The sequence below is a fragment of the Paenibacillus nasutitermitis genome (assembly GCF_014641075.1).
Lineage (GTDB): Bacteria > Bacillota > Bacilli > Paenibacillales > Paenibacillaceae > Paenibacillus_Z > Paenibacillus_Z nasutitermitis.
The window spans coordinates 11,267-30,001 of the sequence record NZ_BMHP01000001.1; the positions used below are offsets into that span (position 1 = coordinate 11,267).

At 53.0% G+C, this 18,735-nt stretch carries 16 protein-coding genes; 13 read left to right on the top strand and 3 right to left on the bottom strand.

Features of this window, described 5'->3' with window-relative positions; translation table 11 throughout:
- Positions 1-14: 14 nt before the first annotated feature.
- Positions 15-1,898, top strand: coding sequence for a cache domain-containing sensor histidine kinase (locus IEY46_RS00065; RefSeq protein WP_188987948.1), 1,884 nt, complete (start codon positions 15-17; stop codon positions 1,896-1,898).
- On the opposite strand, the gene IEY46_RS00070 is transcribed toward IEY46_RS00065, so the two are convergent.
- The gene (locus IEY46_RS00070; RefSeq protein ID WP_188987949.1) at positions 1,895-2,773 is read right to left on the bottom strand and encodes an AraC family transcriptional regulator; all 879 of its coding nucleotides are present in this window, start codon (positions 2,771-2,773) and stop codon (positions 1,895-1,897) included. The two genes, IEY46_RS00065 and IEY46_RS00070, sit on opposite strands and share 4 nt — an antisense overlap.
- Positions 2,774-2,902: 129 nt before the next feature.
- On the opposite strand from IEY46_RS00070, the gene IEY46_RS00075 reads away from it, so the two are divergent.
- The 7 genes from IEY46_RS00075 (at position 2,903) to IEY46_RS00105 (ending at position 11,716) form a co-directional block, all read left to right on the top strand.
- Complete coding sequence (locus tag IEY46_RS00075; protein ID WP_188987951.1) at positions 2,903-3,679, top strand: phytanoyl-CoA dioxygenase family protein; 777 nt, start codon at positions 2,903-2,905, stop codon at positions 3,677-3,679.
- 199 nt (positions 3,680-3,878) lie between these two features.
- Positions 3,879-4,589 carry an ICP22 family protein gene (locus tag IEY46_RS00080; protein WP_188987953.1) on the top strand — a complete coding sequence of 237 codons (711 nt, stop codon included), beginning with the start codon at positions 3,879-3,881 and terminating at the stop codon, positions 4,587-4,589.
- On the top strand, positions 4,586-6,133 hold the full coding sequence (locus IEY46_RS00085) for an efflux RND transporter periplasmic adaptor subunit (RefSeq protein WP_188987955.1): 1,548 nt from the start codon (positions 4,586-4,588) through the stop codon (positions 6,131-6,133). Before IEY46_RS00080 ends, IEY46_RS00085 begins: the two co-directional genes overlap by 4 nt.
- On the top strand, positions 6,133-6,867 hold the full coding sequence (locus tag IEY46_RS00090; RefSeq protein WP_308422765.1) for an ABC transporter ATP-binding protein: 735 nt from the start codon (positions 6,133-6,135) through the stop codon (positions 6,865-6,867). Before IEY46_RS00085 ends, IEY46_RS00090 begins: the two co-directional genes overlap by 1 nt.
- Entirely contained in the window at positions 6,833-8,005 is a 1,173-nt protein-coding gene (locus tag IEY46_RS00095; protein WP_188987957.1) for an ABC transporter permease, read from the top strand. Before IEY46_RS00090 ends, IEY46_RS00095 begins: the two co-directional genes overlap by 35 nt.
- A 150-nt stretch (positions 8,006-8,155) precedes the next feature.
- Positions 8,156-11,266: a beta-galactosidase, LacZ type gene (gene lacZ / locus IEY46_RS00100; protein ID WP_188987959.1), complete on the top strand. Its 3,111-nt coding sequence runs from the start codon at positions 8,156-8,158 to the stop codon at positions 11,264-11,266.
- Positions 11,267-11,410: 144 nt separating this feature from the next.
- A complete protein-coding gene (locus tag IEY46_RS00105; protein ID WP_188987961.1) occupies positions 11,411-11,716 on the top strand; it encodes a Dabb family protein in 306 nt (101 codons plus the stop codon).
- Between the two features lie 25 nt (positions 11,717-11,741).
- Here IEY46_RS00105 and IEY46_RS00110 read toward each other — a convergent pair whose 3' ends face one another.
- Positions 11,742-12,788 carry an efflux RND transporter periplasmic adaptor subunit gene (locus IEY46_RS00110; protein ID WP_188987963.1) on the bottom strand — a complete coding sequence of 349 codons (1,047 nt, stop codon included), beginning with the start codon at positions 12,786-12,788 and terminating at the stop codon, positions 11,742-11,744.
- 275 nt (positions 12,789-13,063) lie between these two features.
- Here IEY46_RS00110 and IEY46_RS00115 point away from each other — a divergent pair, with 275 nt between their 5' ends.
- The 5 genes from IEY46_RS00115 to IEY46_RS00135 all read left to right on the top strand — a co-directional run bounded on the left by IEY46_RS00115 (position 13,064) and on the right by IEY46_RS00135 (position 17,239).
- Positions 13,064-14,299 carry an MFS transporter gene (locus IEY46_RS00115; protein WP_229749958.1) on the top strand — a complete coding sequence of 412 codons (1,236 nt, stop codon included), beginning with the start codon at positions 13,064-13,066 and terminating at the stop codon, positions 14,297-14,299.
- Positions 14,300-14,392: 93 nt separating this feature from the next.
- Positions 14,393-15,574 (top strand): glycerate kinase, encoded by a 1,182-nt coding sequence (locus tag IEY46_RS00120; RefSeq protein WP_188987965.1) that lies wholly within the window; start codon positions 14,393-14,395, stop codon positions 15,572-15,574.
- A complete protein-coding gene (locus tag IEY46_RS00125) occupies positions 15,574-15,720 on the top strand; it encodes a hypothetical protein (RefSeq protein ID WP_188987967.1) in 147 nt (48 codons plus the stop codon). Before IEY46_RS00120 ends, IEY46_RS00125 begins: the two co-directional genes overlap by 1 nt.
- Positions 15,721-16,001: 281 nt before the next feature.
- Positions 16,002-16,178, top strand: coding sequence for a ribosome rescue factor BrfA (gene brfA, locus IEY46_RS00130; RefSeq protein WP_188987969.1), 177 nt, complete (start codon positions 16,002-16,004; stop codon positions 16,176-16,178).
- 62 nt (positions 16,179-16,240) lie between these two features.
- Positions 16,241-17,239, top strand: coding sequence for a glycoside hydrolase family protein (locus IEY46_RS00135; protein ID WP_188987971.1), 999 nt, complete (start codon positions 16,241-16,243; stop codon positions 17,237-17,239).
- Positions 17,240-17,555: 316 nt separating this feature from the next.
- On the opposite strand, the gene IEY46_RS00140 is transcribed toward IEY46_RS00135, so the two are convergent.
- Entirely contained in the window at positions 17,556-18,632 is a 1,077-nt protein-coding gene (locus tag IEY46_RS00140; protein WP_188987973.1) for a lactonase family protein, read from the bottom strand.
- Between the last annotated feature and the right edge of the window lie 103 nt (positions 18,633-18,735).

Below are 18,735 nucleotides of genomic sequence, written 5' to 3' on the forward strand. Positions count from 1 at the left end.
AGGAGATAACCAGCATGAATTCCGGTAAACAAATGCGGCAGATATGGTCGAAAGTAAGCGATATGCGGATGGAGCGAAAGCTGCTGCTGGTGTTTCTGCTGCTTGTCACCTTACCTTTGACGTTTATTGGCGCTGTATCCTACCGGAATTATTCGCATTCTATCGAACAGAATACGATTGATTATTCCACGAATATGCTCAGCAACATGATGGACCGCGTAGACGATTATATTGAAGACATGGTACGTATTTCCACGATCCCGGCTTACCAGGACGATATCCGGCAGAACCTCAACCGCTCCAATCGCTATTATGAGCAGCGTGCGCAGTCTTCCGCCGGAGGCGAAGGCAGCTCCATGCCTGCCGATCTCGATCTGCTTTTGTCGATACAAAGGGGCATTGGAGGGAATATTTCTTATATCAACACCATTAAGCGCGGAGCAAACTCCGTCTATATATTCGACCAGTATGGCAATGGCTATTATTCCGCCAAATCCGGCACGCGCGCCAATATCAAAGAAAGCTACGGGCTGTGGGAACAGAAATTGCGCAACACGACAGGCGAGGCGGTGCTGTTCAGCACGCAGAAATATACAAGCAATATGAAGAGCATCCAATACGCGTTTACCGTTGTAAGAAAAATCATCGATATCTCACTGAAGGATGTAGGACTGATAGCGGTTGATGCCAATATCAGCGTCATTGAGGATCAGGTGTTGAAGCTCGACAACGTCACGCATGGCAAATCGTTTATTGTCGATACCGAAGGCAATGTCGTCTACGATTCCGGGAAAAAGCTGCTGGCCACCAATATCGCGGATCAGCCGATGCTGCAGCATGCAAGCGGGGATAAAGGGAGCTTCTATTTAGATGAAGACGGAGAACGTCATCTGTATATATTTTCCACGTCTTCCCAAAACGGCTGGAAAATGATTATTTCCATTCCCGTCAAGGAGCTGACCCGGGACTCGGTCGTGATCCGCAACGTCACGTGGATTGCCACCTTTCTGACGATCGGAATTGCCCTTTTGATATCCGTCTTCTTCTCATTTGCCCTGACTAAGCCTCTGCGTACCATGATCCGGTTGATGCGGCGCGTGCAGGGAGGCGATTTTAACGTTAAATTCCAGGTCAGACGGCGCGATGAAATCGGACAGCTGGGCAGCCAGTTCAATCAGATGATTCTGCAGATCGACCAGCTGATCGCCGATATTTATGTGATGGAGACCAAGAAGAAGGAAGCGGAGCTGCATGCTCTCCAAAGCCAGATTAATCCGCATTTCATGTACAACACGCTGGAATCGATCCGCATGGCAGCAGAACTCAATGATGACCGGGATGCGGCCAATATGCTGGCTATTCTCGGACGGCTCCTGCGTTACAGCATCAGCGATCTGCATGAGGAAGTGACGCTTGCGAGCGAACTGAGTCATGTTCGCTATTATGTAGAGCTGCTGAATTACCGTTATCGCGGCCGTTTCGAGCTGGTCATAGATGTGGCGCAGCCGCTTATGGATTATTCAATCATCAAGCTCGTTCTCCAGCCTATTGTAGAAAACGCGATTTATCATGGCTTGGATGACAATAAGCCGCTGATGCATATCAATATTAAGGGCGAATATGCCGGGAGTCAGGTGATCGTGAGGATCAGCGACGATGGGGTGGGGATGTCCTTGGAGACGCTGGAGCGGCTGAACGCCGATTTGTCCGGACAGACCGGGGCTGAGATTATCCCTGCCAGAAAATCAACGGGCTCGAGCACAGGCGGAATAGGACTGGCTAATGTGAATGAACGAATCAGGCTGCATTACGGGAGCGGCTTCGGAATAAAAGTATTCAGCGAGCCCGGCGCAGGGACTGTTGTCGAGCTGCTGCTTCCGCGGGAGGAAGAAGATTAGCGGCTGGCGGATGAATCTTCACGAAATTTGGCCGGCGTTGTATTCATCAGGGCCCGGAAGGTGCGCGTGAAATAATGCACCGAACCGAATCCGGTGACCTCCGCGATCGCCTTGATCGACTGGTCGGAACGGATCAATAGGTCAGCCGCTTGCCGGACCCGCTGCAGGCGGACGTATTGCGAGTAGGATTCATAGATATTGGAAGAAAAAATACGCGACAGATGGCGCGAGGATACATTCAGATGCGCGGCAACCTTTCCAAGGGAAAGATCGTCGTCTGACAGATTGTCGCGGATATACAGCTTGGCCTGCTTCAACAGCAGCGCGGAGCTCCGGTGAAGCGGTGTTCGCTCCGATGCCGTGTTCACCCCAAACAGAGGTACAAAGGATAAAAGCAGCGCGCGGGCCAGATCGGGCAGCGACGATTCGGGGATGGCCGGCTGCTGGTCCGTGCGGGTCAGCAGCGAGCGCCATAACAGCGCGGAAGGCAGATTATCTCCATCATTCTTGCAAATGTCGGCACTTTCGCCCAGTGTCTGGAAGGCGGCGCGGATTTCTTCCGAGCATTCGCTCTCGTCAAGCTCAAAAGCGACATAAATCAGCTGCATGCCGGTGCTCGATTGAATCTGATGGTTGATTCCCGGCCTTGAACAGAACAGGCTCCCTTTGCTCAGCGGATAAAGCGTGCCATCATCCAGATAGGCGCCTTCGCCGCCGAGGACGTAGCAAATTTCAAAATAAGAATGTTTGTGCGGCGCGTTGCTGAAATGACGGGGATCCATCCCCCAGTAATGTACAGTAAAGGCGGCGTCTGCTGACTTGACCCGGGCTGCTTGGCGGTTCAATCTGGTTTCGCTCTCGATCCAGTGGTACATGGATGATCCTCCTAATCCAAGTTGGCGTGAAAAGACAAAAAGATGACCCATTCGGCTAAAGATGCCAAGCCGCTTGTAAGTCATAATAACATTAAGAATAACGAGTCATAACAAACAGGAGGTTCTAACATGATTAAAGCACAGGATGTCGATTTTTACAACGAACAGGGCTACTTGCTGGTTAAAGGCGTTTTCAATAAATCCGAAGTTGAAGAAATGCGTGAGGCCGTCGAAAAAATCATCGATCGCGCGGCCAAGATGCGCCGGGACGTGAACCATGCCTGGCAGGGGGATTATCTGCCGGCGGATGAACTGAAGAAGCTTGTGCTCAAAGGATTCCACGATGTTCAATACCACGATGCTTCGTTCATGCGTGCCATTGTCCATCCCAATATAACATCCGTCCTGTCGCAGATCATCGGACCTAATGTTCAGCTGCACCATTCCAAAATGCTGGTCAAGCCGCCGGAGAATGGCGCCGCATTCCCGATGCATCAGGACCATCCGTATTTCCCGCATGAGCATCATACAATGTTGGCTGCAAGCGTCCATCTGGATGATGCCAATGTCGAGAATGGCTGTTTGCATGTTATTCCGGGCTCTCATAAGACGGGCACGATTCCGCATGTAGGCAGGCATTATTTGAATGCGAAGGAATATCCGGTCTCCATGGGCACGCCATGCCCGGCAGAAGCCGGAGACGTATTGTTCTTCAACTATCTGACGATTCACGGCTCTCCTGCGAATCTCAGCAGCCGCACACGGCGGAACGTGCTCTTTCAATACCGCAGCGCGACGGACTTCCCGACGGAAAACACGCACATCAACTGGGGCCAGGGCCTGATGGTATGCGGCGAGAATCCGAACTTCGATCGGGTCAGCCCTAAATTCAAAATCGAGGAATAAAGCCAGTATCCCATTGAGGGAGTGCGGTAAAGATTATACCGGAGAAGTGAGCGGGGATGTCCCCTGCTCTCTTCTTTTTTTGTGCGGATTTTCCGGGAGGACAGAATGAACCCGCTTCATTTCAAATTCATTTAGACATGCTATTCTACCCGTGGATACTGGAGAGACAAGTTCCAGAAGAGACGGAGGCAGAGCTGTTATGGGAAATTGGAAAATCAAAATCGCTGTTGGAACGCTGCTGCTAACAATGGTGCTGACAGGGTGCGGAGCGAAAAACAATACGGCAGACGGAGGAAATCCGCCTGCCGGCAACGAGGGTGGCTTGCAGGCCACCGGAGAAGCGGCTCCGGGTGGGTGGCAAGGGGCTAACGGAATGCAACCCGCGGATCTGTTTGCCAAGGTGGTGAAGGCATCTGGTGATTCCCTTATTGTCCTGAAATCAACCATGCAGCCTTCCGAAATGCAGGGCCGCGGCGGTATGCGCGGGGGCACGGGACAAGGTCCGGTCGGTGATGCCGGAGCAGCGCCTTCGGGCGAAGCCCCCCCAGACGGACAGGCCCCGCCCGAAGGCAATCCGCCAGAAGGCGGCAAGGCTGCGGATGGCACGCAGACGGGAGACGGAGCAGACCAGGGAGATAACGGCGGCAAAGGCCGTGGCAGACCTGCCGGAGGAGGCGGGATGATGCAGATGGAATTTGCTGCGGAGCAAACGACCCTGGCGATCAATGCCGATACGACGGTCACAACGATGACCAGGGGACAGGATGGGGCGAGCGAAAGTCAACTGCAAGCCTCTGATTTAAAGGAAGGCGATATCGTTATGATCTGGCTTAACGAGGATGGGAAGACGGCGCTGACGATAATGAAGCAACAATTTGGTCAAGAGAGAGAGGCGGGTAACGGTCAATGAGGAAGTGGTGGTTGCTTGGTACCGGAGTGCTGTTGGTTGCAGCTGCGGTGATCGTTTATTTCAATTGGGATACGAAAAAGGAGGTGGCAGCTGCCGCAGCGGTGACCACACGGGTGATTAAGGGCACCATTGAAGTCAATGTTAGCGGGACGGGGAGTATCGCTCCTGCCGCGAAGGAAACCGTAAAGTCGGGGAAGCAGGGCACGATCGGCGAAGTGAAGGTGAAGCTGGGAGACAAGGTGAAGAAAGGCGACGTGCTGGCTTCACTTGAAGGGGAAGACAATACCGACAAGATTAAATCCGAAGAGGTCAGCCTGGAGAAGAAGCTGCTACAGCTGCAAAGCACGCAGGATCAATTCAAGACGGAAACGGATGATAAAAATATAAGCAGCCTAAAGCTCAGCATGAAGCAGCAGCAGCTGGACATTGAGCAGTCCAGGGACACGATAGCCGACCTGAAGGAAGCAACCGCAGAGGAAACGATTGTCGCACCGGTGGCAGGAACGGTCACCACCTTGTCGGTAGCGGATGGGGATATGCTTAATGGCTCTGCTGAGCTTGCGGTGATCGCCGATTATGATCATTTTAATATCGTTGTGGGCATCGACGAGCTTGATATCTCAAAGGTCAAGGCGGGACAAACCGCCAAGGTCACCATAGAAGCACTTGCCGGTCAAACGTTTACTGGCAAAGTCACGGATATCGCCGACGAAGGGACGGCCAGCAACGGCGTGGCTTCATTCGATGTAACCATAGCGCTGGATTCGGCGGAAGGGTTGAAATCCGGCATGTCTGCGGAAGCCAGTATCCAGGTGGATAAGAAGGAAAATACGCTGATGCTGCCGATCGATGCGGTTCAATCCATGGGCGGAAGGTATATGGTTATTCTTCCTGCAGCCGGTCAGTCCGGCGCGGCAGCCGGACCTGGCAGGGCGGACGGCCAGACAAGCGGAAGCACAGCAGGCAGCAAAGCTGCAGGTGGGTCAGGCGGTGCGTCAAGCGGGCAAACGGGCGCAGCGGATAACGGCGCAGACGGAAGTCCGGCAGCGGGTCAAGGCGGCGCTGCGGGAAGCGGATCTGCAAACGGACAAACAGGCGATGGCGCAGCAGGTGGAAGTGCAGGTGCAACCCGCGATGGCTCGACAGGCGGGCAAACGAGAGCTGCCACCGGAGGGCAGGGGCAGATCGGTGGTCAAACCGGCGGTGGCCAAACTGGTGGAAGAAGTGGACAAGGCGGAGCTGCCGCTCAAAGCCGTTTTGGTGGAACGCCTCAAATGATTGAAGTAGGCATTCATAATGAAGATTATATAGAGGTGCTGTCCGGCTTGACGGAAGGTCAACAGGTCGTTGTGCCAACGGTAATCAGCACCGCGACAGCCGGGGCCCAACAGCAGGCTGGAGCCGGCGGCTTTGGCGGGCTTGGCGGCATTGGCGGCGGCGGAGGTTTTGGCGGCGGCATCCCGGGAGGCGGCGGCTTTGGCGGGGGAGGCGGCGGACAGCGCTCCGGCGGTGCAGCTCCTACCGGCGGCGGAGGGGCGCGGTAATGGAAACAAAACGTGAACCGCTGATCCGCATAGATGCTTTATCCAAGCAGTACAAAATGGGTGGAGAAACTGTTCATGCGCTTAGCGATATTACACTCCGTATCGATCACGGTGATTTTATCGCGATTATCGGTCCTTCGGGATCCGGTAAATCGACGCTGATGAATGTCATCGGCTGCCTGGATGCCCCCACCTCAGGAACCTATTGGCTGGATGGGGAGGAAGTAAGCCGGCTGCGCGAAAGCCGGCTCGCGGAAATCCGCAATCAGAAAATCGGTTTTATCTTCCAAGGCTTCAATCTGCTGAATAAGCTGTCTGCTCTTGAAAATGTGGAGCTCCCTCTTATCTATAGAGGTGTTCCTGGCAAGCTGCGCAAGGAGCAGGCTGTCGATGCGCTGCGCAAGGTCGGGCTTGAAGACCGCATTGGCCACAGGCCCAGTGAACTGTCGGGCGGGCAGCAGCAGCGGGTAGCGATAGCCAGGGCCCTTGCAGGCAACCCTCCAATCCTGCTTGCCGATGAACCGACCGGCGCGCTTGATACGCGTACGGGGGTAGAGGTCATGGCGCTTATGAAGAAGCTTAACCAAGAGGGCCATACGATTGTTCTGATAACGCATGACTTGCAAATTTCCGAGCAGGCCAGACGGGTAGTCCGTATCCAGGATGGCCAAATCAGCGAGGAAGGCGGTGATTCGAGAAGTGAACGTCAGCCAAGCCTTCAAAATGGCCGTTAAAAGCATTTTAGCCAACAAAATGAGATCTCTGCTGACCATGCTCGGAATCATTATCGGTGTGGCTGCCGTTATCGCGCTTGTCGGAGTCGGCCAGGGCACCACCAAATCGGTCACCGATCAGGTAGAAAGCCTGGGGACCAATTTGCTGACAGTCAACATAACGGGACGCGGCTCGCAAACGACCATTGATTATAAAGAAGCGGAAGAGATGACCGACAAGCCTGATATCGAATTTGCCGCTCCTGTCAATCAATCCAACGGCAGCGGCAAGAATGGATCGGAGTCCGTTTCTGTCAGTGTGGTCGGAACGACGGCGGACTATCTCGATGTGAAGGAGTATGGATTGTCCGCAGGGCGGTTCGTCTCGCAAATCGATCTGGATTATTATCAGAAAATCGCGATTCTCGGCGCGACGACAGCGACTGACCTGTTCGGAACAGGAAATGCCGTCGGACAGTCTTTTCTGCTTAACGGGGTGCGTTACAAAGTAGTCGGCGTTCTGGCTGCCAAAGGAAGCTCGCTGAGCGGTTCCAATGACGAGGTCATTGTCATTCCTATCACAACCTCGGAACGCCTGTTCAAATCCAAGGGCGTAAAGACGATTAATGTCCAGGTCGCCTCGGCGGACAAGATGGACGCGGTGACAAAGGACCTTGAGGCGTCGCTGACTAAAAAATTCCGCGGGGATACCAACAGTTACCGCGTCTTTAACCAGCAGGACCTGCTCGATTCATTCAGCAGCATCTCGGATACGCTGTCGATTGCCCTTGGGGGGGTGGCAGCCATATCGCTGCTGGTCGGGGGGATCGGCATCATGAATATCATGCTCGTATCCGTTACCGAGCGGACGCGGGAAATTGGCATCCGCAAAGCGATAGGCGCCAAGAAGAAGGATATTCTGATCCAGTTTCTCATTGAAGCTGTCGCTCTCAGCGGGCTTGGCGGTCTGCTTGGCGTGGGAATCGGCCTTGGAACCGCCCAGATTTTATCCAAAACGATGAGCATGACCGTTGTGGTTTCGATTCCGGTAATTGGGCTGGCATTTGGCTTCTCGGTCTTTATCGGGGTTGTCTTCGGACTGTTTCCGGCAAATAAAGCCTCCGGTCTGCGTCCCATCGAAGCTCTGCGATTCGAATAGTTCACCTTTAGCAAAGGGCTTGCCAGAACGGGCAAGCCCTTTGTTGATGCCTTTTTTCGATATTCCCTGCCGTATTATTGGATTTACTTGTGTCTGGAATATTCGATAAAGTAGAATCAGACGATAATTATGGAAAGAAGAGGTGCAAGGGTGAAAAATAAATTTGTCTACAGTCCGCCGGCCAACGGTTATCCGGAGTGGAACAACAATCCTGAAATCTTTCAATTAAACCGGGTAGAGGCCCATTCGGCGCTCATCCCCTTTTCTTCGGTTGAAGAGGCACTTATAGGCGACAATAATTCCTCGCCGAATGTGAAGCTGCTAAGCGGAAGTTGGAAATTTGCCTGGTCGCCGGCGCCGGATCAGCGTATCGCCAGCTTCCATGAACAGGACTTCGACAGCAGCGACTGGGCGGAAATAAACGTTCCCGGCCACTGGCAGCTGCAGGGCTATGATTATCCGCAGTATACCAATATCCGTTACCCTTGGGAGCAGACGGAGGAGCTGATGCCCCCTTTTGCACCAACGAAATACAATCCGGTCGGCTCGTATATCCGAACCTTTACGGTTCCGGACAATTGGCGCGATCAGCCGGTATTTATCAGCTTCCAAGGGGTGGAATCAGCCTTTTATGTATGGGTGAACGGTGACCTTGTCGGTTACAGCGAGGATACCTTTACACCAGCGGAATTCGATTTGACGCCTTATCTTCGTGAAGGCGAGAACAAGCTTGCTGTAGAAGTATACCGCTGGTGCGATGCGAGCTGGCTGGAGGATCAGGATTTCTGGCGGATGAGCGGAATTTTCCGCGATGTCTATTTATATACAACGCCCAAAGCTCATCTCTACGACTGTTATGTCACGACAGAGCTGGACGACGATTACAACGATGCCAAGCTTCAAATCCGGGCAAAAATCCGGAATGCTTTTGAAATCGACCTGGGCAGGCTGACTGTGGAAGCCCAACTGTATGATTCCAACAAGCAGCCGGTTCTGGCCGAGCCGCTCAAGCTGACTGTGCTGTTGGATGGTGGGGCGGCATCCCTTACGGTTGAAGCGGAACAGGAGATTGCGTGTCCGCTCAAGTGGAGTGCGGAGCAGCCTAATCTGTATACGGTTGTGCTGAGCTTGAACGATGAAGCGGGGCAGCTTGCAGAGGCCGTGAGCTGCCGGACCGGTTTCCGCAAATTTGAGCTCAAGGACGGGCTGATGCTCATTAACGGCAAACGGATCGTATTCAAGGGCGTTAACCGCCATGAATTCTCCTGCTATACGGGCAGGGCGATCAGTTATGAAGAGATGGTAACGGATGTCATGCTGATGAAAGCGTACAACATTAATGCTGTCCGTACCTCCCATTATCCGAATCATCCGAAATGGTATGACTTATGTGATGAGTACGGCCTGTACGTCATTGACGAAACCAATCTTGAGACACATGGCAGCTGGTCCTACCACCAGGAGGAATTCAGCGCCACCACCGTTCCGGCGAGCCGTCCGGAATGGACTGCCAATGTGCTTGACCGTGCGAACTCCATGCTGCAGCGGGATAAAAATCACCCGTCCATTATGATCTGGTCTCTCGGAAATGAATCCTTTGGTGGCGATAATTTTATCAAAATGCATGATTTCTTTCGTGATGCTGACCCGACACGTCTGGTTCATTATGAGGGCGTCTTTCATTGGCGCGCGTCGGAAGCAGCTTCCGATATGGAAAGCCAGATGTATACAAGTCCGGCCAAAATTGAGGAATATGCGCTGAACAAGCCCAAGAAGCCGTTCATCCTCTGTGAATACAGCCATGCGATGGGCAATTCATGCGGCGGACTTCATCTCTATACAGAGCTGTTTGACCGTTATCCTGTGCTGCAGGGCGGATTTATCTGGGATTGGGTTGATCAAGCGATATGGACGAAGAACGAAGCTGGCGTCGAATATATGGCGTACGGCGGTGATTTTGGCGAAAATCCGCATGACGGCAACTTCTGCGGCAACGGGATTATATTTGCCGACCGGACGGTTTCGCCCAAGCTTTATGAAGTGAAAAAATGTTATGAGAATATACGCGTAACCGCTGTTGATGCGGGTAAGGGCAAGTTTAAAGTGGAGAATAAATTTCTCTTTACGAACCTGGAGGACTATACGCTGCGATGGACTGTAACGGTGAATGGTCATGGCAAGGCGGAAGGAAATAGCAGTGTGTCCCTTGCACCAGGTGAATCGCAAGAAATCTACATTCCTCTGACGTGGGATATCGATAGCAATGGAGAAGCCGTGTTGACGGTTAGCTTCGTTACGAAGCAGGATGCGCAATGGGCGGATGCCGGTCACGAAATTGCCTTCCAGCAGTTTGTGCTGCCTGTTTCGAGCAAGCCTGTCATTTCTGCCGCATCTACCAGCATCCCAGCGCTTTCGGTGAACGAGGATGAGACTTTTCTGACAATCACCGGTCAAGGCTTTATGGCAGGCTTCGATAAAGCATCCGGCAGTCTTGTTTCCTTCCAGGTGAAGGGTGCCGAGCTGCTCCATAGCGCACTGGCTCCGAATTTCTGGCGCGCTTATACGGACAACGACCGCGGCAATCTGCAGCACGAACGCTGTGCCACCTGGCGCTCCGCCGGAGAAGAACGGATATTGCGAGAGCTGACCTGGGAGACGCTGCAGGATCGTGTGATCGTACAGGCAAGCTATATCCTGCCAACCACAACCGTTTCGAAATGCGAGTTGATTTACACCGTCAAAGGGACAGGCGAAATCGAAGTATATGAGCAGCTGGCACCAGGCGAGAATCTGCCGGAAATTCCGGAGATCGGCATGATGCTGGTTATGGACGGCTCATTTGACAGTCTTGAATGGTATGGCAAAGGACCTCATGAATCGTATTGGGACCGTCAAACAGGCGCGAAGCTTGGCTTGTACACAAGCAAGGTGGCCGACCAGTTTGTTCCGTATATCCGTCCGCAGGAATGCGGGAACAAGATGGGGGTCAGGCGTGCGTCCGTCACGAATGCCCAAGGATCGGGTCTTGCCATATTGGGGGCGCCGGAAGTCGAGCTGAATGTTCTGCCTTATACGCCTGGGGAGCTTGAGAGTCATGACCATGTCTACAAGCTGCCAGACAGCAGCCGGACGGTTATCCGGATCAATCACCGGCAGATGGGAGTGGGCGGGGATGACAGCTGGGGCGCACGCACACATCCCGAATTCATGCTTCATGCCAACAAAACCTATGCCTTCTCTTTTACATTAAAAGGCTTATAATCGTAGGTGTTCCCGCAAAATTGCGATAACGAAAACGAGCAGCCCCCGTACAAAGTTTCATGTACAGGGGCTGCTCATTTGAGTAAAGAGTGTTATATAATAGCCTAGAAGTGTTTCCCACTACATAAGAGGAGGACAACAAACATGTATGAGCATTTGGTTTCATTTCAATTCAAGGATTCTATAACCCCGGAGCAGGAGAAGCAGCTGCTGGAAGCGCTTCTTGCCCTGAGAGAGCAAGTGCCCGGTATCGTTGAGCTTACGGCCGGCATGAATGTGACGGAAGAAACGGAGAATATCCATGGATATACGCTTGGCCTTCGTGTCACCTTTGACAGCCGGGAATCGCTGCAGCAATATGGCCCCCACCCCAAGCACCAGCAATTTGTAAGTATGCTGGACGGCATAGTGGAAAAAGTGGTTGTCATTGATTATCCGGTTCAGAGGTGACTACTCAGGTTTAGCACCGCTTGCATCAGCCCAGAATAACCTTCTGTCCTTCATCGAGTCCTTTTGTAATCTCCACTTCAGCCGATGTCATCAGCCCTGTTTCCACATCCAGCTCCTTCACCCGCTCGCCGTCGATCACCTGAACGGTAGAGCGTCCGAGAAAAGTGCGCAGGCTTGATCGCGGAACAATGAGAATGTTGTCTTTCTTCTCAATAAATAGCTTGATATCGACGTAATCGCCAATTTCAATCGTTGGCTTAGGCGAGTTGAAAGCAATGATTAAAGCTTTGGCATTTCGTTTCTGGAGGATGGGATCATCACTTTTTGGAGCGGTGGCTGGGGTCTGGGCGACTTTTCCCTGATAGGTTTTATCCTTGTACTTTATGGTCACGTCAGTGTCCTTCTTGACGCCATTTATATTTTTGACATCGGTAGATTCGTAAATAAGCTCAATGGCATCGGGATTAGCGATGGTGGCGATCGTCTGGAAAGCCGTTACGCCCTCACCCGGGTTGGGTACCGAAAGGTAAGTGATTTTACCGCTTACAGGCGCAAGGAGCAAGGATTTGTTGTACTCCTTCTCAAGTGAAGCAAGAATAAGCTGCTCCCGGTCAAGATCAATCTGAGCGAGGCGGGAATCCTTCGGGCTTGAACCGGTTTTGACAGCACCCGAGTAGATAATCTGCTTCTGCTCCACAGTCAGCTTCTGCAGCTTGATGCGGGTCTGAAGATCACCTGTATCAAGCTCCGCTATGGGGGAGCCTGCTGTTATCAGTTCGCCGGTCTGAACAAACAGCTTTTTAATTTGACCGCCGGACTCCGGGAATGAGACAGATGTATTGCTGCTGGAGAGCGCGCTTGCGGTTGTGGACAGATATTTTTCGATGCTTCCTTTCTTGACAAGAGCAGTTTCATGGTTGGTTTGTTTCTTCACCTGAACGGGAGGCTGAAGAGTCTCTTCCTCATCGGGAAGCAGGGAGCAGCCGCTCAATAAAGAAGCCGCCAGACAGACATATGAGGCTAAGCGCATCCAGGAGAGCGCCTTATATCGGGACATTTGAATTATCGGCAATGGAGATTCCTCCTATGATCTAAGCTAATTCTACTCAAAGTTTAACGACCTTACCGGTTTGTGTCAACGTTTTCATTTCCAGATATTAGCGGGAACTGTTTGGACCTTATTGAATGTATAGGTTTCACTTTTATAAGTTTCTATAATGTCAAAGGGAAGAAACTAATTTTGTCGTCAGAGGATGGCACAGCCGTTTCTTCTTGAATTGCCCGGGAAATATATCCAGTCTGAAAATGGATCTTTCTGCAGTAAGAGGGTGAAAGGCGGTTAATCAATTGTCAACGACTTCGCAAGTGCGCACAAACGCAGTTCAAACGGGCACCTTATATGCTATTTTGTTTGCCATCAGCTCCGTTCATATGTTAAACGATACGATGCAGGCTGTGGTATCGGCCTTATTTCCAATTTTGCAAAAATCGCTCGAGCTGTCTTATGGACAGATAGGCTGGATCGCTTTTACACTAAATATGACATCATCCGTGATGCAGCCGCTGGTCGGATTTATTTCGGATAAGAAGCCTGCGCCGTGGATGCTGCCGGCCGGCATGGGCATGAGCCTGATTGGAATGGCAGGCCTCGCATATGCGCCTAGTTTTTGGCTTGTGCTGCTGGCCGTTGTTTTTGTCGGGCTTGGCTCTGCAGTTTTTCATCCGGAGGGTTCGAGGGTGGTATTCTTCGCAGCTGGAGGACGGCGCGGGCTTGCTCAATCCATCTACCAGGTCGGGGGCAATACTGGCAGCTCGTTGGCTCCGCTCATGACAATTTTTATTTTCGTTCCGCTTGGACAACGAGGCGCGGTGTGGGGGACGCTGCTTGCAGGGGCGGCTATTATTATCCTGCTGAAAGTCGTGCCCTGGTATAAAAAGCAGCTGACGCTTTATGGCAAACCTGTCAAACGGGCTGTGAACAAGGTAATGAATGCGGAAGACAAACGGGAGCGTTCCGTTGTAGCAGCGGCGCTCTCCATCCTGGTCCTGCTCGTTTTTGCGAGATCCTGGTATGTCAGCGGTATTTCGACATTTTACCAGTTTTATGTGGAGAACAGTTACGGGCTTTCCATTCGGGCGGCGCAGGTTCCCATCTTTCTGTTTATGGCCGCAGGCGTTTTGGGTACCTTCTTCGGAGGTGTAATGGCGGACAGGATCGGACGCAGGAAAATGATTTTATTGTCCATCGGCGGTTCTGCGCCATTTGCATTGCTGCTCCCTCATTTAGCTCTTGGCTGGGTGTATCCGATTGCGTTCGTATTGGGTTTTATCCTCATGTCGGGCTTCTCGGTAACCGTTGTATATGCACAGGAGCTTCTGCCGGGCAAAGTCGGCATGGCTTCGGGGCTGATCACGGGCTTTGCCTTCGGGATGGGGGCACTTGGAGCGGTTGTGCTTGGGAAAGCGGCGGAAGTATGGGGACTGGCGAACGTCATGATGTACTCCAGCGTGCTGCCGCTGATCGGACTTCTTGCTATTCTGCTGCCCCCCGACCGGCGGGATGACATGCCGGCTAAAAGGTAGTGATTGTAATGGCGCATAGGAGAAAGCGGGATTTCACCGTCAATGTGTGATGGGCGGCTTTACGTTGCAAGACCGATAGAAAGGGGATAGGTTATGGAAGTTTCAGGACAAAATCGATCCTGCGGAACGTTCAAGGTTGTAATAGCTCCGGATTCATTTAAGGGGAGTTTGAGCAGCATTGAGGTTGCCAAAGCCATGGGCGAGGGGGTTAGGCGCGCTGCCCCCCATGCCGATGTTGTATTCTTCCCTGTCGCTGATGGCGGGGAAGGGACAATCGAGGCTCTGCTGGCTTCCGCTGCAGGGGAGCTTCACAGCTTGAAGGCTGCCGGCCCGCTTGGCCATCCCGTAGATGCTTCTTATGCGATGCTTGCCGATGGCATGGCTGTAATTGAGATGGCGGCAGCATCAGGACTGCCGCTGCTTGAAACATCCGAACGTGATGCGCTGGCGGCTACGACTTTCGGAACAGGGGAGCTCATTCGCCATGCTCTGGATCAGGGCAGCCGCCGGATCATGATAACGCTTGGTGGCAGTGCAACGACCGATGGCGGCATGGGCATGGCGCAAGCATTAGGTTTCCGCTTTCTGGACGATGCGGGAACCGAGCTAGGGTTTGGCGGAGGCGAGCTGGAGCGGCTGGCCGCCATTGACGCTTCTGCTGCGGATGCCCGGCTTGCGGAAACGGAGGTAACGGTATGCTGTGACGTTACCAATCCGCTGTATGGCGAGCAGGGCGCGGCGCATGTATTCGCGCCTCAAAAAGGCGCGGATGCGGCCGCGGTTGAACGGCTTGACCGCGGCTTGCGCCGTTTCGCTTCCGTGCTGCACAGCTCGATCGGCGCGCAGGTGGATCTCCTGCCAGGGGGCGGAGCGGCAGGTGGCATGGGCGCAGGCTGCGCGGCACTGCTTGGCGCCGCGCTGCGCCCGGGTTTCTCCCTCATTGCCGGGATTACCGGCCTTGAGGAGATTATTGCGGGCGCGGACCTCGTCCTGACCGGCGAGGGCCGTACCGACGGCCAGACCGCCGGCGGCAAAGCGCCAGCCGGTGTTGCCGGCCTTGCCCGCAAGCACGGAGTGCCCGCCATATGCATCTCCGGCGGGCTCGGCCCCGGTGTCGACGCCTTATATGCGCAAGGCGTCACCGCGCTGCTGAGCATCGTCGACGGCCCGATGGGCCTGGAAGATGCGCTTGCCGGCGCACGGCCGCTGCTGGCGCGCGCGGCCGAGAACGCTGCGCGGATCTACCTGGCAGGCGCGGCAGGCAGGCGCGGTTAATGCGCGCAGGCCGAGAATCGCTGCAGGCTAAATTAGCCGCAACAGCGAATATGATGGGAGCTGTAGCAAGGATTTTCCTTGCTACAGCAGTACCATCGGGCAAAATGCCGCTGCAGCAAGGTTTTTCCGTGCTGCAGGCCAAATGAGCTGCAACAGCGAATATGATGGGAGCTGAAGCAAGGATTTTCCTTGCTACAGCAGTACCATCGCGTAAAGTGCCGCTGCAGCAAGGTTTTTCCGTGCTGCAGGCACACCGCGTCTTTTCGGCATGTTGCAATCCTTAGGGGGGGGAGGCGTTTTCGGCCGGATTCATTATGTATTAGCTGCTGGTTGTGAATGTTTCATTCCTGACCCTTGAACAAACCCTCGGTTTGATCGTATACTACACATAGCTGGACCCAATCGAATTAAAGGAGCGTGGAGTTTCATGAGCAAGAGCGCTGCAAGGAAGAAAATGGAGAAGCGGATACAACAAGGTGTGTTGGACCCGAGAATAGAACGGGGAAGTTGGCATGGAGTCAAGCCGGTCACGAAGATCAAGCCGGATAAACGGAAATACGCATTTGCGAAAAATGACGATGATCGAGTCTTTAAGGCGGCTTAAAGAATGGATCATCGTCATTTTTTTCACATTAACCCCACTTCTTCTGGAAAGGATGAGACACCGTGAAGGTAAATACAAATGTAAGCGCTGCACCCTTAAGGAGGTACGAACCCGATTACATCCACCCCACGCCTGTGCTTGAGCACGGTGACAGAATGGATAGTAACGGAGCAAGGGAGATTTTTCTTTTTGAACATGAAGGGTTATTTTATATGCATTATGACGGGAATGGCGAGAAAAGCTGGAGCTGCTGTCAAGCGGTTTCGAAGGATCTGATTCACTGGGAGAAGCGTGGCGAGCAGCTGGAGCCAGGTCTTGCGGGGGAAGTGGACCATGGTGGGGCATGTTATGGCCCGACCTTCTGTTTCGAAGGCAAATGGTATCTCTATTATGTATCGGTTGAAAATACATCCGGAGCTCCCTTTTACATTCCGGCGCTTCCTTACCGGACAGGCCTTGCCGTAGCGGATCAGCCGGAAGGGCCATGGACGAAGGTGTCCACGGACTTATTCACCCTTGGCGGAGTAGGCAGCTGGAATGAAGGCTGCATCTGTGCGCCGTATATTATCCATCAGGACGGCAAATACCTGGCTTTCTACAGCGCAAGCACGACAGGGCCGGACTATTACCGGACGATAGGGCTAGCGGTATCGGATTCGCCAAGCGGTCCATGGGAACTGTCGCCGGAGCCGCTGCTTCCGCTGGAGGAGCAGCTTGAGAACGCAAGCTTATATTTTGAACCGGCATGCGCGCTTTGGTTTATGTTTGTCAATCATGTAGGGCGCGATGAGAAGGGTCAGGAATTTACCGAAGCGGTCTGGGTTTATTGGAGTCCCAGCCTTTCGGAGTGGAATGCGGAAGATAAAGCGGTTGTGCTGGATGCTTCCAATATCCCATGGGTAACGCAGGCAGTGGGGCTGCCTTCCTGTCTGATAGCGGATGGCAAGCTGTGGCTCGGCTTCGATGCCTGCAAAGAACCTGTCAATGCAATTAATCGGGGGAACGCTCATCGGGATCTGGGAATGGCCCGCTTTGATTTGCCGCTGCGTCCGCCGGAGTAAGCTTATTTCTTAACAAAAGCTTCGTTTATGGTTGATTTATGCTCAAAAAAAGAGCTATACTTTCAAATTTTCCTTCCTCCTCAGTTTTGACTCAAAGGCAAGAACTGCAGGATAGGCGATAATAGATGTATCCCGGACCGGCTTCTGGCGCGCTCAAGGTGGGAATGTAAAAAATTTCCCGGGACAAAATAGATATTCAACCCGACACCCGTATATTTCGAAAAAAGGGCACGGTCAAGTTCGCCAATCGCGCGAAATTGCCGTGCCTCCCTGTCATGGATAAACAACTCTGCTTGTCTTGAGGTTCTGCCTTCTGCTAGAAATAAAAAGGCTGGACACAAACAGGCTTGGACACCTCGATGCTGCATCCGGTATATTGCAATTTGCCTGATTCCCGGTCTACCCGGAAGGTGGCGATATTATTCGTATCGCGGTTAGCCGCAATCAGGTAACGGCCTCCAGGGGTAAGTGCAAAATGCCGCGGATGGGCCCCCTGAACATCGGTATGCTCCACCAGGGTCAGTCTGCCTGTTTCTTCATTAATTGCATAGACAACGATGCTGTCATGGCCGCGGTTGGACCCGTATAGAAAACGTCCATCCTCCGAAACGGCAATTTCGGCGCAGCTGTTCTCCCCTTGAAACCCGTCCGGTAAGGTCGAGACGGTTTCAACCATTGATAGCGGACCGCTCTTGGCCTCGTAGGTGAAAGCAGTAATGGTGGAATCAATTTCATTAATCACATAAGCGTATCTTCCATCGGGACGGAACGCCAGATGTCTCGGTCCAGCCCCGGGATGAAGGTTTATTTCCTGTCGGAGCTCAAGCGTCCGGGCCGCCGGATCAAGCGTGTAGCTGCTGATGCGGTCGAGTCCCAAATCCTGCACGAAGAGATAGTTGCCATCAGGACTGAAGAAAGATGAATGAGGGTGCGGTTGATCCTGGCGCTCCGGATGCGGTCCGCTTCCTTCGAACTGCTTCACATCGACAAGCTCTCCCACCTGGCCATCTGCCGTTAAGGCCACCAGGCCGATCATACCGCCGTGGTAGCTCGCTGCGATCAGATATTGATCGCGGGGATCCCGTTGAATATGGCAGGTCGGCGCATTGACGGTCGGCGCCTTATTTAACAGATTCAATGCCCCGGTAGAGGGGTCTATCGCAAAAGCGGCCGCTTCCCCCGTCTTGTTGCCCTGTGGATCAGCCGCTTCCGAGATCGCATATAGTCTGCGGTTAGCAGGATCGACATTCAAAAAGGTCGGATTTTTAAGTCCCGTGTATTCATGGGCAAGGGATAATTTCCCCGTCGTCTCATCAAAGCGGTACACATAGAGGCCGCTATTCTCCGATTCCGCATAGGAACCTGCAAATATATACAACGTCTGACCGTTCATCTTACCGACTCCTCCCGTCATGGATATTCTTCCAAGCTCTAATTATAAAGTGAGATGAAGCCGTAAACAAATATTAATCTTGCTTATTGAAAAAAACCAAACA